11 protein-coding genes and 1 pseudogene are annotated in these 14,685 nt (G+C 53.2%); 2 read left to right on the top strand and 10 right to left on the bottom strand.

All coding sequences use genetic code 11. The features are described 5' to 3' along the window. Positions 1 to 210: 210 nt before the first annotated feature. From ACFOLF_RS33035 to ACFOLF_RS33010, 6 genes are all read right to left on the bottom strand, one after another. Positions 211 to 993 carry a sugar phosphate isomerase/epimerase family protein gene (locus ACFOLF_RS33035; protein WP_210043956.1) on the bottom strand — a complete coding sequence of 261 codons (783 nt, stop codon included), beginning with the start codon at positions 991 to 993 and terminating at the stop codon, positions 211 to 213. A gap of 177 nt (positions 994 to 1,170) precedes the next feature. Then, positions 1,171 to 1,722, bottom strand: a complete 552-nt coding sequence (locus tag ACFOLF_RS33030; RefSeq protein ID WP_210043957.1) for an NAD(P)H-dependent oxidoreductase — start codon at positions 1,720 to 1,722, stop codon at positions 1,171 to 1,173. A 110-nt stretch (positions 1,723 to 1,832) separates the two neighbouring features. Beyond that, positions 1,833 to 2,261: a MarR family winged helix-turn-helix transcriptional regulator gene (locus ACFOLF_RS33025; RefSeq protein WP_210043958.1), complete on the bottom strand. Its 429-nt coding sequence runs from the start codon at positions 2,259 to 2,261 to the stop codon at positions 1,833 to 1,835. 288 nt (positions 2,262 to 2,549) lie between these two features. Then, positions 2,550 to 3,536: an aldo/keto reductase gene (locus tag ACFOLF_RS33020; RefSeq protein WP_210043959.1), complete on the bottom strand. Its 987-nt coding sequence runs from the start codon at positions 3,534 to 3,536 to the stop codon at positions 2,550 to 2,552. Between the two features lie 75 nt (positions 3,537 to 3,611). Then, the gene (locus ACFOLF_RS33015) at positions 3,612 to 4,451 is read right to left on the bottom strand and encodes a phytanoyl-CoA dioxygenase family protein (RefSeq protein WP_210043960.1); all 840 of its coding nucleotides are present in this window, start codon (positions 4,449 to 4,451) and stop codon (positions 3,612 to 3,614) included. Between the two features lie 202 nt (positions 4,452 to 4,653). Then, on the bottom strand, positions 4,654 to 4,932 hold the full coding sequence (locus ACFOLF_RS33010) for a hypothetical protein (protein ID WP_210043961.1): 279 nt from the start codon (positions 4,930 to 4,932) through the stop codon (positions 4,654 to 4,656). A 68-nt stretch (positions 4,933 to 5,000) separates the two neighbouring features. Here ACFOLF_RS33010 and ACFOLF_RS33005 point away from each other — a divergent pair, with 68 nt between their 5' ends. Both ACFOLF_RS33005 and ACFOLF_RS33000 read left to right on the top strand, forming a co-directional pair. Beyond that, positions 5,001 to 5,273 (top strand): hypothetical protein, encoded by a 273-nt coding sequence (locus tag ACFOLF_RS33005; protein WP_210043962.1) that lies wholly within the window; start codon positions 5,001 to 5,003, stop codon positions 5,271 to 5,273. Positions 5,274 to 5,311: 38 nt separating this feature from the next. Further along, the gene (locus tag ACFOLF_RS33000) at positions 5,312 to 5,923 is read left to right on the top strand and encodes a hypothetical protein (protein ID WP_210043963.1); all 612 of its coding nucleotides are present in this window, start codon (positions 5,312 to 5,314) and stop codon (positions 5,921 to 5,923) included. A gap of 83 nt (positions 5,924 to 6,006) precedes the next feature. Here ACFOLF_RS33000 and ACFOLF_RS32995 read toward each other — a convergent pair whose 3' ends face one another. The 4 genes and pseudogenes from ACFOLF_RS32995 to ACFOLF_RS32980 all read right to left on the bottom strand — a co-directional run bounded on the left by ACFOLF_RS32995 (position 6,007) and on the right by ACFOLF_RS32980 (position 14,666). Next, positions 6,007 to 6,318: an S-layer homology domain-containing protein gene (locus ACFOLF_RS32995; protein WP_379112673.1), complete on the bottom strand. Its 312-nt coding sequence runs from the start codon at positions 6,316 to 6,318 to the stop codon at positions 6,007 to 6,009. Continuing rightward, positions 6,228 to 11,510, bottom strand: a pseudogene (locus ACFOLF_RS32990) (X2-like carbohydrate binding domain-containing protein); the annotation flags it as partial. The gene ACFOLF_RS32995 and the pseudogene ACFOLF_RS32990, both read right to left, overlap by 91 nt. Positions 11,511 to 12,507: 997 nt before the next feature. Next, positions 12,508 to 12,927 carry a PaaI family thioesterase gene (locus ACFOLF_RS32985; protein WP_210043965.1) on the bottom strand — a complete coding sequence of 140 codons (420 nt, stop codon included), beginning with the start codon at positions 12,925 to 12,927 and terminating at the stop codon, positions 12,508 to 12,510. A 56-nt stretch (positions 12,928 to 12,983) separates the two neighbouring features. Further along, positions 12,984 to 14,666, bottom strand: coding sequence for an AMP-binding protein (locus ACFOLF_RS32980; RefSeq protein ID WP_210043966.1), 1,683 nt, complete (start codon positions 14,664 to 14,666; stop codon positions 12,984 to 12,986). Positions 14,667 to 14,685 lie beyond the last annotated feature (19 nt).

Raw genomic sequence — 14,685 nt, 5'->3', positions numbered from 1 at the left:
GGTCCCCGCGCGTTGGCTATGATACGCTGAAAATCTATTTGCACATCACTGAGACGATGCAAAAGAACGCATCAGGAAAGATGAATGTTCATTTCCCAGGTCTTCTAAAAGGCGCTTTTTTGCAAGGAATGTGACCTTTTCGTGACCTTTAGAACAAAAACGGGACCCAAAAGGGTCCCGTTTCCTTGATTAATCAGGTTTCTTTCCTTTTCAGAACATCATGGATCTCATATAGCCTATCGTAAATTTCACGCCCTTGTCGCCAAGCTCGCCGTGCCACACCTTGGAATGCGGCTCGATGCTAAGGCCGCCCTCATAGCCGCTTGCATACAGAACAGCCATGAACGTGCCCCAGTCCGTCTGATCCAGCCCGGCAGGAGGATCGTCAAAGCGCATGCCGTCAATGATGACGGAGCCTTTGATATGAACATGGCGGAACCGGCTGCCCCATTTGCCCGCCTCCACCAGATAATCGCGGCCCGCGTAGCGGGAATGCGACGGATCGAATTTGATGCCGAGCTCAGGCAGATGGCCGTGGATGATCGTCCATGCCATATCATTATCGACAAAATTATTCCATTTGCAGTTGTATGAGGATATGACGACCCCTTTTGGCGTCCCGTATTCAATCAGTTTCCGGAAATAGTCGATGGCAAGCGTCACGTTCTCGTAATAGGACAATTCTTCCACATAGTTGACGCCGCATACAAAATTCCGGCAGCCAAGCTCTGACGCCGCATCGATCAGCGCATAGGATGCCTGAAGCTCCTCTTCCACAATGCCTTCTTTGGCAATCCTGTCGGTACCCCATCGCCCGACAGAGCCCACCTGCACCCCCGTCTGCCCGCTTGCTTCTTTTAATACAGGTACGCTGGCGATGAATGCGTCCAGGTCAGACCCGATATTGATGCAGAATTCCAGAAATTCAAGGCCGATTTCCTTCGCCTGATGAAAGCTGGCTGCCTCAGGAGAGGCAATGATGCCCAATTTCATGGTTAATCCTCCCGTATTTGGATGATCGGCGGAGCATGTCCGCCGTTATCATCCACTTTACCTCTGACGGACCTGCAAAGATATGCTGGATATAGCCATATTTTTATCCCTTGTTAGCTTTTTCCCACCAGCTGCGAAGAATTTCACCCTCATCCGCAGCAACGTAATGCCGCTGGATTACTTCTCGTTTGTATCAATCGGTCGCTCAATGTATTCAGCATACTCCAAGGCGAACTGTTCCAGCTGGCTATCGCTGATGCCCCTTATGCCGCTGACAATGTGAGGAGTCCTGTAGAGCATACCCACCAGATTGGCCGTTGCCTGAAAAGGCCGCAGCAGCTCACTATAGGAATAATGGTGGAACCCTCCTGCCTGATAAGAGGCGCTCCCCCCTCCCGAGGAAATGGCAATAACAAGCTCCTTCCCATGCAGCTTATCCCCGCCTGTTCCGTAAGCCCATCCTCGCTGCAGCACAGCATCCATCCATTTCTTCAGCAAGGAAGGCGAGCTGTACCAGTAGAAGGGAAACTGGAGCACGATTCGCTCATGAGTCTCCAGAAGTTCCTGTTCCTGTTCAACATCAATAATTTCATCCGGGTATGCCTCATACAACCGGTGCACAGTGACATTTCCCCTTGCCTCCAGTTCTTCCGCCAGTCGTTTGTTGATTCTGGACTGGCCCAGATTGGGATGAGCGATGATTGCGAGAACTTTTCCTATGGTCGTCATTTTTAAAAAAACTCCTTTAATTAAGTTTATTTTGATATTTACAAAAAACTGGAATCATACTCTGGTTTCTTCATATGATGTATGTACATACATCATTATAAATAAAAAAATTAATGTTCTTCCAGCTGCACACTCATGGCTTCAATTTCTTTAGTCATTTGCCTGGAGGTTTCCAAACCAATTAAAGCCTCATATCGCATATGCATGTTTTTCGATGCCTGGCGGATTGTACCCTCGAGCTCTTTGGCTTTGACCGTTGGATACAGAAATACATTCTTCCCCTGCACATTCCGTTCCACCAGCTGCTTGCTCTCTAATTTATCTATAAAGCGGGTAAGCGTGGAAGATGTGATGGACAGCTTCTCTGACAATTCCTTATGAGAGATGCCGGGTGTGCCAATTACAAGGCGGATGAGATACCCGTACATCGGCGTCAGGCCCGTCATCGCGAATTCGTCCTCCGCCAGTTTGGTTATGGCGCGGCTAAGGCGGTTAGCCGTGAAAAACAAGCAATCGTGAAGGAAACTATCGTCTGTCATGTTTCGGTGCCCTCCTGTCGCTCCAAATATCATTGTATGTACAACGAATATAAATGAATCCCTTCATCTTGTCAATAGGATCTGCCGACCCTCCGGTTTGGCATGAAAAAGGAAGAAACCTGCCTCGCCGACATTGACGGCTGAGCAGATTTCTTCCTGAATTTCAGCAAAATCCACCTGTTAGGATGCATCTAACATGATATGTTTTCTTATCCGACGCGAGGTATACCCTTTCTGGACCGGCAACCGTCTTGCTCTCCTGGGCCGCAAGCGGGTCATGATTTCTTGTCAGGACTTCCCGCCTGCCTGCAATTCCTCGCTCCGGTCAGTCGCCGGAGGCGGGGCAATGGACAAAGCGGAGATCTCCGCCCGGCGTTCGGGAGTCATGACGATATCGGCGGAGCCAAGCAGCGGATTCAACTGCTCCATATTGCGGGCGCCGATGATCGGAGCGGTAATGCCGGGATGCGCCATGACCCATGCAATAGCCAAAGCTGCGGCATGCTCTCCGTGCTCTGCAGCGTACTTGTTGAAGTCGGCAGCCGTATCAAAATAAGCCTGCCCTTCATACCTTTTTTGTGTGCCGACCTGCTCGATGAACCTTCCCTGCTCGGGCTTTTGGCCGCTGTTATATTTTCCTGTCAGCAGTCCGGCGGCCAGCGGGCTGTAGCTGATAACGCCCAGCTGCTCGGACTGCGCCAGAGGCAGAATTTCCACCTCGGCCTGGCGCTTCACCAGATTGTACATCGGCTGGATGCATTCAAAACGGGCCAGCTCCTTCTGTGCCGAGATGCCAAGCGCCTTGGCTATTTGCCAGGCGGCCCAGTTGCTCACAGCCGGATAGAGGATTTTGCCCTGCCTCTGCAAATCGTCCAATGCGCGCAGCGTCTCTTCCATAGCTGTACGCGAATCAAAATGATGCACGAAGTATATATCGAGCCAGTCGGTCCCCAGCCGCTTGAGGCTTCCTTCAATCGACAGCATCATATGACGCCGCGACATCCCCCCGGCATTCACATCCTTTCCCGTCGGGAAATAGAATTTGGAGGTAAGGACAAGATCGTTCCGGCTCCCAGCTATGCATTTGCCCAGTATCTCCTCCGAGCGGCCACCGGCGTAAGCATCCGCGCAGTCGAAGAAATTGATTCCCGCCTCCCGGCAGCTCCTGAACATATCCATCGACGTTGCTTCATCCGCAATGCTGCCGAAGGACATCGTTCCAAAACAAAGGCTCGACACCTGAATGCCTGTTCTGCCTAATGTGCGGTAATCCATGAGTTCACCTTCCAGAAATTATATTTGTTTGTTCCGCGAGGTTTGCACAGACCATTCGAACAGTACCGCCGTTCCCTATTTCTCAAAATTCGGATCATTCTCGCTCAGCCAGACGCGAAGCGGGGCATCCTCATCCGTAGGCGTAAAATAGCCGTTGCAGTTCACTCCATCCCCGAGCATCTGACGGCGGATAGGATCGCTTTGGGCAAGGAGACTTGCGACCGTCATATTGTCTTTCGTGCGAATCCATCTGTAAGCGTAGCCATAGAAAAGCACCTTGCGGGTAATCTCCGACCAGTTCGGACTTGCCGAATGCCACAGACGCCGGTCAAAAAACACCGCCGTTCCCGGCTTCACCCGCACCGGTATTGCACCTTCGGGCTGTCCGTCGCCATTCTGCGGGAGAGGCATCTCGTCCTTCAGATGACTGTTCGGGATGATCCAGAAGTTCCCCCGGTCCGGCTCCGACATATCCGACAGGAAGTAAGCGACCTTGAGCGAGAGCCGCGGACGCGGGTGAGTCTCGATATCCTTGTTCACCCTGCCGCTGTCCTGGTGCCAGCCGAAGGTTTTATTGTTTTTCGGTTGGCCGGTTGGCGGGGTGACGATCAGGTGGCAGTGGTACAAATAAATATTCCAGCCCAGCAATCCCCACACCTTGGGCAAAATTTTCTCATAATCAACGAGATCCAGAAATAATGGATGATCCGGAATAAAATCAGGATGGAACATGGCCTTGTTCGGTTCCAGCCCCTTCTCCAGACTATCTGCGTGAATGCGGTCAACTTGTTCGGTCAAAGCTGCGATTTGATCTTCCGAGAGAACGTTTTCAATTATCAGGTAACCGGTTTCATTAAATGTCTGGCGTTCTTCCTCCGTCAGCGAATACTGGAGTGAGCTTGAATCCATTGGCATTTTAAACAACCTCCTAATAAATTTGTAATCCATCCATACTCTGCCTATTATTTCACAGAACGATATGTATTGCCATGAATAATATTCTTTTCCTTCGGATTCGCAAGAGGCAAACCATCATAAATTCATGCTTAAAACCACCGTACTCATGCAATGAGCGGTGGCTGCTGTTCGTGTATAAACATCCAGTATTGATCAATATTTATAGATTCTTGCTATCATCAGGAGCAGAACCGCCGGCATCAGGCTTCTTCCTCGGGACGACCCGGGCAGGCCGTTCCACCCAGTTCTCGCGGTTCATCCGCATGACGCGGTTTCCCCGTGTATCCGGAACTTCGCTGGCCCCTTCGGCTGCGCCCGTCTGGATGCCCGAAACGGCATTTGCCTCCGTGGAGGCTGCCGGGGCTATGCTGCCGCTCCTGTCTGACTTCCCGCCTCCGCCATTATGTTTGCCTTTATTCCATACTCGTCCTTTACTCATAGAGACACTCCATTCAACACGGATTAATTCCTTCATCCTAACATATCGGTCATGCCGGAGGAAAGACATTGGACAGGGAAAGATTCCAATACAGCAAAGTAATCCTGGAAACCTATCAGTATTCCTTTGCTGTTTACAGCAAAGGAATCCTGGAAATCTATCAGTATTCCTTTGCTGTTTACAGCAAAGGAGTCCTGGAAATCTATCAGAATCTCTTTACTGTTTACAGCAAAGTATTCCTGGAATCCTATCAGGTCTCCTTTGCTGTTTACCGCAAAGTATTCCTGGAATCCTATCAGGTCTCCTTTGCTGTTTACCGCAAAGGTACTGGAAACAAATAGGATCCCTCTGCCGTCTATAGGCTTAAGGGGTGATGATTTTGTTCAAGAAATGCGTAGTTATTGTCCTTGGCTTGGTTATCATGCTAAGCGCTGCTATTACTGCAAGACCGGAAGCCGTCTTTGCCTGCTCCTGCGCCTTTTCACCCGCTGATCAGCAGGTAGAGGATGAGCTGGAACGCAAATCAGCAATTTTTGCAGGCAAAGTGACGAAGGTTACTCCGCCAAAGCAAAAACGAATGATGTCTTCGGCAGATCTGGTCGAGATCGTGTTCGAGGTAACCAAAGCGTGGAAGGGCAAGGTTGGCAGCCGCACAGCCGTCTACACGGCAATGAGCTCGGCGAGCTGCGGATATGAGGGTTTTCAGGTCGGCAGCGAGTACCTCATTTCCGGTTACGAGAAATCGGGGCATCTGGAAACCACAATATGCGACATGACTCTCCCCTTATCATCGGCAACCAAGCAACTGGCGGTTCTGGGAACCGGATATCCACCGTCTCCTGTAAGCGCGCCAGAATCCGCAATACTTGGACAAGAGGGCGATCAAACGGAGATACCTGGTAACCTCTCCTCCACATTGATAATCCTGACAGCGGCTGTGATATTGATTGGCGGCACATTGCTAATATTATTGAGAAAGAGACGCCGCTAGATCACTTTCAGATGTTCATGCGAAGATGCAAAAAGGCACCAATCCCTTCGGATCGGTGCTTTTTTGTCTTCGTCAATGCCATTTTAAATAAACGATAATTTATCCAGCATTCTGTACAGCATCAAAGCTGTCTCCGCTCTGGTGGATAAGGCATCCGGCTTGAAGGCCCCGTCCTCATCCCCTTGAATAATGCCAAGGCCTGTGGCTTCATTGACAGCCTCCTGTGCCCAGGCGGAGATTTTGCCGGAATCGTTGTAGGTTCCCGGCTGTGCCGGATTGACCGCAGCGCGGAAACCTCCGCACGGGTGATGGCTCCCTTGGGGTCGAAGCCCTCTGCATCCCGGCCTTGGACGACCATCTTGGATGCCAGGAGATTTACAGCCTGCTCTGCCCAATGCTGATCCATATCCGGGAAGCTGACCGGATGCTGGATCAGAGCAAACGTCCCCGTTCCCTTGCTCTTGATCGTGACGGTTGTTTGTCCGTTAGCGGCCTCAAAGGTCGCTGGCGCAAAGCGGTATTCTCCCTGTTCATCGAACCAAACCGCCGATGCCGAATCGGGGATATCCGTTTTGTCCACAGTGATTGTTCTTTCCACATAGCTATCAAAGGCAGTCACAGGAACGGACTTGCCTTCTCCATCAGCAATAAATAATTGGAAACGAACGGGCTGCGACAGTTTATCCGTCTGGAATCCGCTGTTCAATCCGGCTTCGTCCGAAGAGTCCATCTGCTGGGCAACGACCTCCAAATGCCACTGCGATCCTTCCAGACCGGCTGCGGCAAGCCGCTCCTGCAAATCAAGCTCGCCAAGCGGAAGCTTGAATGCGGCGGCTGGGAGCTGGAATTCCACGATGCTGTCCGGATTTGCCGTTCGGATTGCGTTCAGAAGCTCTGCGGTCAGCTGGAATCTTCCCCCGCCCTCTCCTGCCGCCAGGGTCACGATGCCTTCCTTGACCCGCTCCATGTTGACTTTGACGGTTTGTTTATTGCCCTGCGGATCAATCAGATCCAGCGTGTAATCGGATGCAGAATCATCCGTGCCCGGGTCCGGCAAGACAGAACCGTTCCCTCCGGAGTCCGGATTACCGGACTGGATTACGACAATACTGGCCTCGGCAGCAAGTCCGCCATAGGTGGCGGTCACAACGGTTTTGCCGCCGGCCGTTCCTGTCAGCTTGCCGCCCGTCTCTGCGCGCGCAACCGACGGATCCGCTATTTGATACTGCGCATATTCAGAAACATCGGACTCGGTCCCGTCATCGTAGACAGCCGCCACCTGCGCATTCAGCGATTCACCGTTCATGATGGTATACTCCGGCTTCGAGAAGCTTAAGCCTGACAGCTGCGGGGCTTCCGGAGTGTCTCCAGCCTTTACATGAATCGCCGCCTGAGCAGCGAATCCATTGTACACGGCGGAAATGACCGTTTCCCCTTGCGAAACGCCGCTTATGCTGCCGTCTGCGCTCACCTGTGCAACCGTTGGATCAGCCATCGTATACACGATGCCGTCCGCAATCACAACCTGACTTGCGCCCTCATAGGTCGCCGTTACAACAGTCGGCTTCGTTTGTCCGACCTGCAGCGAATAATCATTCTCGGTGAACGCGATCCCCAGCTGTGCGGAATCGGAGCGGGGAACGGTCAGCTCAAAGGTCCTGCTTGCTGCCGCTGCTCCTTTCTTGATCAACGCCTCCAGAGTGACAACAGCATCCTCTTCCGTTCTGGACGGCCGGGTAATGTTCCCCGTCTGCGGATTGATTATATCCGGCCGGGATGAAGTCCAGGTGATCTCGGAGCCGGCGGCTCCCAGAGCAGGAAGCGTTACCGGCCGGGTGACGCGATCGGCCTGATCACCTTCTGCCAGCCCAACCGCAAGCTCCGTCTTATCCTGCTCCACTGCCGCCAAATCCTCATCTTCGACCGAGGTTACGCTGAACCTCAAGCCGTCCACCAGCATGTAGGCTCCTGATTTCTTCACGCCCTTGACCGTATGCGGACCATTGGTCAATCCGGAAATACTGAACAATGCTTGCTGGGTCTGACGGCTGTCGCTCTGCGCGCTCACCGTCTGCTTGAATTCATTGTCCACATAAATATCGATGTCCCCGAGTGAAGAGTCTTTGGCCGAGATAAAATCAATTCCCGTACCGGTAAAGGGATATTCAAAATAGTCGCCATTCGCTTCGGTGGCATGCACATCATTCTGGTAATCTCCGCGCAGGGAGAAGCTCAGGTAAGTGGTGCCCACCGGCTGTGAAGCCAGGTATTCTTTCTTGATCGTGACCTGATTGCCGGATGCCGTGTAGTCCTCTCCCGGTACCAGCGCCTCATTGCCATTGGATATGCCAAGCAGGCCGCTTCCGTCGATGGCAAGCGCCACCGTCACATCGGCTTGTGCCGGTCCCGACTTGTCGAAGCTGGCCGTATCCGGACTGATCAGGTCTGAGACCCGTACCCGCAGCTGATCCAGCAGCATATAGTAGCCGTTTTTCTTCACGGCCTTGATGGTGTGAGGACCATCGGCAAGGCCCGCAATGCTGAACACGGGCTGCTGAACCTGCCTGCTCGGGCTGTAGGCGCTGACGGTTTGCTGCAGCTCGCCATCCACATAAATATCCATATCGCCCTGTGAAGAATCCTTCTCGGTAATGATTTCAATACCGGTTCCCTTGAAGGCATATTCGAAGGAATCGCCGGTAACCTCGGTGTACTGCACATCATCCTTGTAATCGCCGAGACCTCTGTTGCGGCCAAGCTGCCACGCGCCGTCGTAGAATATGTCCGGATCATCATTGTTAACCGGAATATAACGGCCGCGCGCCGTATCCCTAACCGTTACCGCCAAGGTATGAGGCTGGCCCGCACTGAAGGAGAAGGTCAAATTCGCCATTCCGATCGGCTGGGCGGCCAGATATTCCTTCTTGATCGTAACCACGCTGCCGGAGACCGTGTAATCAGTGCCATCTATCAACGGCGTTCCCGCATTGTCTATTCCGCTAAAGCTGTTCGCTCCCAGTGTCAGCGTCGTCGTGATATCGGACTGTGCCGGCTGCTTCTGATCGAAGCTCGCGGCTGCCGGACTGATCGTGCTGTTCTGGGCAGTCGTATCGCTGATGGAGATGGACAGCGTTTGCGACGCGCCTCTGCTGAAGGAGAAGATCAGCCTGGCTGCTCCCAGCGGTCTCGCTGCAAGATATTCCTTCTTGATCGTGACCAGATTGCCGTCTGTCGTGTAGTCGGTTCCCGCTACCAGCGGAGTACCGCCGCTCGTAATGCCAGCCAGCGTATTGCCAGCCAGTGTCAGCATTGTCGTGACATCAGCCTGTTCCGCCGTGTTCTTGTCGAAGCTCGCTTCAGCCGGGCTGATCGTGCTGTTCTGAGCATCAGAATCCGCTACTTCGATGGCAAGAACCTGCTCGGCTCCGCCACTGAAGGAGAAGATGAGATTGGCGGTTCCGACCGGCCTGGCAGCCAGATACCCTTTCTTGATCGTGACCTGATCGTCCGTCACAGCGTAGTCATTGCCAGCTGCTAATGGAGTCCCGTTACCGGAGATGCCGCTTAACGTTCTGCCGGCCGCGATGGCAGCTGTAACATCAGCCTGCTCCGAAGCGGCCTTGTCAAAATTAGCGGATTGCGGGGTAATCAGATCAGGCAATGTGACCTTCAGCTGATCCACAAGCATAAAGACACCCGATTTCTTCACCGCCTTGAGCGTATGCGGCCCGTCGGTGAGCCCCGCAATATGATAGACGCTTTGATTGGCCAACCGGCCCGCGTTTGAAGTGCTGAGCGTTTGCTTGAAGTCCCCGTCCACGTAGATATCGATATCGCCCTGGGATGGATCCAATTCCGAATATAATTCGATTCCGGTTCCCGTAAACGGATATTCCATATATTCACCGTTGTTTTCCAGGAAATGCACATCGTCCTTGTAATCCCCGAGTCCCCTGTTGTAGCTGCGGTTCCAGGCTCCTTCATAACGGATTCCCGCATCGTCATCGTTGACGGATATGGAGCCGCCTGCGGAAGAATCTTTTATAACAAGGGTTACGTTCTTGTCAGCTCCCTTGTCGAAGCTGAAGGCCAGGCTGGTCGTTCCTTCCGGCAAGCTTGCCAGGAATGCTTTCTGGAAGGTGACCACGCTGCCGGCAACCGTGTAGTCGGTGCCCTCCTCCAGCGCAGATTCGTTCATGGCGATACTGTCCAGTTGATTTCCCCTGAGCTCCATCGTCGTTGACACATCAGCCTGAACCGATTGTTTCTTGTCAAAGCTGATTGTCGGCGGGTTGACGGCGCTGTTCCGGGTCGTCGTATCCTTGATTGTGACAGCGAGCGTCCTTGCTGCTCCGCCGCTGAAGGAGAAGGTCAGATTGGTTGTTCCAAGCGGCTGCGCTGCCAGATACTCCTTCTTGATCGCAACCTCATTATCCGCAATCGTATAGTCGGTGCCGGCCGTTAATGCCGCAGCGCCATTCGTAATACGGATCAATTCATTTCCGTTCAAGGCGACCGTTGTCGTCACATCGGACTGCTCCGATTCCTTCTTGTCGAAGTCGGCCGCAGACGGATTAATGGTGCTGTTCGGAGCATTGGGGTCACCAACCTCAACCGCCAGATTCTGGGAGGCTGCCGCCAGCTCGCTGCCGCCATTGCGCTGCCAGGAGCCAGTATACGAAATTCCGGTATCATCGTCATTGACCAGCGATGTACCGCCTCCGGCAGTCACTTTAAACAAACGTGAGCCGTGCGATGGCAAATCGACGGAGCTGTAGCCGGTATCAAACGATCCCAGCTCGGTATGGCTCCATAAATCGCGTACGGAGGCCGGACCTGTAAGGCCGATATCGTTCCAGTTCACAGTTACCGTTGCGCTGGAGCTTCCAAGATTGAACAGCCCCACCGTGTAGGTTCCATCACCGTTATTGGCATACCATACCTGCTGGTCGGTTGCCGTCGAAACAGGATGCGCCGGTTTGCCGGCCTGATCAACCGCGATGACTTCCTCATTGGTCAATAGCTCAATGCCGTAGCTGTCCAGATTCGTCATGTCATTGCCGATATAAAGCGGCGCTGAAGACATCGCCCATAACGACATGGCTGTCCTCCGCTCATCCGGGGTGATGCCGTCCATCGCTCCATTCCCGATATTCAGGGAGTCAAAGTCATTCCAGCCTCCCGCTCCTGCATGCCGCCACCACTGCTCCGCCTTCGGGAACAGACGGGCAATGCTAGGCCATGCGGTCAATCCGCCGGTTCCGCAGTAGCATTCAATATCCCAGTCCACCCGCCATCCGTTCGCGTATTTTTTCCAGGTATCCGCATATTTGATATCGAGCGCCCATGACAGCTCAAGCCAAATGTGATGCGGAGCCAGCGCCTCTGACCACGCCTTGACGTCATCGCGGGCATCAAGGGAAAGATCGGAGATGCCCGATCCCGGCGTAACGCTGTCGAATTTCAGGAAATCAACGCCCCACGAGCCGAGCAAATCGGCTATGGAAGTAATATAGCTCTGCGCACAGGACTGAGAGAAATCGATTTTATAGCCCAGGCCCCAATAATCCGCCTTTTCGAGCGGCATTTTCACAATGTCCTGCATGTGGCAGGCGGTGCCGTAAATCGGCAGATTATCGTCCAGCGCTTGGGGAGACAAGCCCGGAATCATATAAAGACCGAATTTTTGACCGTTATTATGAACATGATCAATTACATCCTGAAGCCCGTCCGGATATAAGGTCGTACTGGGAACAGGCCGGCCATACCCGTCCATGCCCCCATTCCAGCCTGCATCAACATTTATGTAGTTGTAGCCATAGGGTTGAAGCTTCTCGTGCATGGCATCGGATTGCGCTTTGATATTGGCAGCGGTAATCCATGAGCCCGTCGTATAGACCTGCATGCTGTAGCTGCTCCAGCCCATATAAGGCTTCGCGCCAAGTCCGTTGTCAGCGGCCTCGACGGGGCGGGGCTGCGGCGTCAAGACGCCAATCTGGACAATAACAATGATCAGGGCGAGTAAGGCCAAACGGGTTCTTTTCTTCCAACTTTGCATTATTCTACTCCTTCTGCTTGTGGAATGGGTGGCGCTCTTCATTTATTGGATGCTCTGATGCTCTGCGTTTCAAAGCGGCTTCTTTTTCGCCGCACCTCGGGTCCCCCTCTCCTGTCACGCGGCATCAAGCCATCCATTTGACAGCGCTTTCTTCAGGTCCAATCATAATGGGTTTCTCTTCCATGAGGTAGGTACAATTACGTCATTTAGGTACAACTTTCCCCATTTCACAGGGTTCAATCTCTCGCGCAGCGACCAATTCTCCTGATTGTGCCAGATTGGACGAGAAAGAAACACGCTCCCGCCGCTCATCGCGGCAAAGTTAGCTGCTGCACCCTCTAAAAAGTCCGTCCCGTGAAAAAGACAGGCTGCGCTTGCGAAACACTTCTTTCGATTGTTTCAGACTGTGAAAAAGGTTCAACCGCCGCTGCGGCCTTGTTGATCAGGTTGAATGCCCTGACAAAAAAACTCCACAGGCTTAAAGTCAGCCCGTGGAGTTTTGAATGCGGCAGCCCGCATCGCCTTTTTAGTTGGATTTTCTCTCGATGACGCGGAAGGATGCCGTCGCCATGGAACAAAGCACATCCGCCGCGCTTCGGATGGTACCCTGCGCTGTGATCATTTTACCCGACATATGCACGATTTCCGCCTCAGCCGTCACAATTCCCGGCCCGGCCGGCGAGGTGAAATGAATATTCAGATTTGAAGTGACCATATCCTCCTCCGGTCTTGCGGCCATAGCCACAAGTCCCATCGCCGAATCGAGCAGCGCGGTATGCACACCGCCATGAAGGATGCCGATCAAATTCAAATGGTGCTCCTTGACATCCAGGGTGACAATAACCTTGTTCTCGTCCATAGAAGCCAGCTCGCAGCCCAGATAGCCCCAGAAGGTATGCCGGGCCTGCTCCGACAACTTTTCCAACCGATCATTCATCATGCTCATCGAATTCCTCCCCGGCCGCGGCTTACTCCATATGCAGCGCTCTATCACCCAGATTGTCAGTCTCTCTTATCCTGCCGCTCCTCATCTTCCTCGATCAATTTGCGGCGCAGCACCTTGCCTGCCAATGTTTTGGGCAGACTTGCGGGGAATTCAACCAGATGAGGAACCTTATAGGCCGCAAGCCGCTGCCTGCACCATTCCTTCAAGTCCTTTTCATCCAGCTTGGCCCCCGGCTTCAATACAACGAAAGCCTTGACCGTTTCTCCCCGGTAGTTGTCCGGGATGCCCAGTACCGCCGCCTCTTCAATATCAGGATGCTCGAACAGGACCTCTTCGATCTCCCGGGGGTAAATATTATAGCCGCTGGCAATAATGATGTCTTTGATGCGGTCCATCATATAGAAGAACCCATCTTCATCCATACGCGCCATATCCCCGGTGTGAAGCCAACCGCCCTTGAGTACTTTCGCAGTCTCGTCCGGCGCATTCCAATAGCCCTTCATCACCTGCGGACCGCTGACTGCAAGCTCGCCGATTTCACCGGCAGGGAGCTCATCCCCAGTTTTGGGATCAATGATTTTGGACAGCGTGTCGGGAAACGGAATACCGACCGAGCCTGTCTTGCGCTTCTCCCACACATTGTTGGCATGCGTCACCGGGGAAGCTTCCGTCAGCCCGTAGCCTTCAATGAGACGCCCGCCGGACATCTCCTCAAAGCGCTGCTGGACCTCATGCGGCAGGGAAGCCGCGCCGCTGATGCACATATTGATCGAGGACAGATCGTAATTATGAATCCGGCTGTGATTAATAAGCGCAATATACATGGTAGGCGCTCCCGGAAATACGGTTGGTTTCATCCTGGAAATCAGCGGCAGAAGCTGGTTCACATCGAAACGCGGTACGAGAATCAGACTGCCCCCAAGCAGGACGGACTGGTTGAGCAGAACCGTCAGGCCAAATACATGAAAGAATGGAAGCGCTGCCAGGTAACGTTCTTTGCCGGGCTTGCTCCGGTAAGCCCACAGACTGGTTTGAATCGTGTTGGCGATTACATTGTAATGCGTAAGCATGACGCCCTTCGCGAGCCCTGTCGTCCCGCCCGTATACTGGAGCAGGGCCAAATCATTCTCGGCATCCACATCCGTATGCAAGGGCGATCGGGAGGAATCATGCATCAGCTTGACGAAGGAATGGACCCCGTCTTCATAGGCGACATCCAGATTCATTCCGTCCTTCTTCGCCTTGAGCGGGTACAGCAGATTCTTCGGGAACGGCAGATAATCCTTGATCGATGTGATAATAACATGCCGAAGCCCCGTTTGCGGTAAAATATCCTTCACCTTCCGGTGCAGCAGATCCAGCGTCAGAATGACGGAAGCGCCGGAATCCCGCAGCTGATGCTGAAGCTCCCGCGGCATATAGAGGGGATTGGTCATCACCACGACGGCTCCGGCCAGCAGAACGCCATAATAGGCAATAACCAGCTGGGGACAATTGGGCAGCATAATGGCCACCCTGTCCCCCCGTGCGATACCCAGCTTGCGGACGACATGAGCGAACCGGTACGCCCCCTCGAGCAAGTCGGCATATTTCATGTCCTTCCCCATAAAATGCAGCGCCGTATGATTCGGATAATTGGCCGTTGACTGAATGAGAAAGTCGGCGAGATTTTTTTTGGGATACGGATAGGTTGACGGTACTTCCTTCGGATAATGAGACAACCACGGTCTATGTGCCATGCCCCTTCACCTCATTGGT

It is taken from the genome of Paenibacillus sepulcri (genome assembly GCF_042647105.1).
Classification (GTDB): domain Bacteria; phylum Bacillota; class Bacilli; order Paenibacillales; family Paenibacillaceae; genus Paenibacillus_Z; species Paenibacillus_Z sepulcri.
Note: the sequence above shows the minus strand (reverse complement) of the source record. Positions and strands in the feature narration are given on the sequence as shown.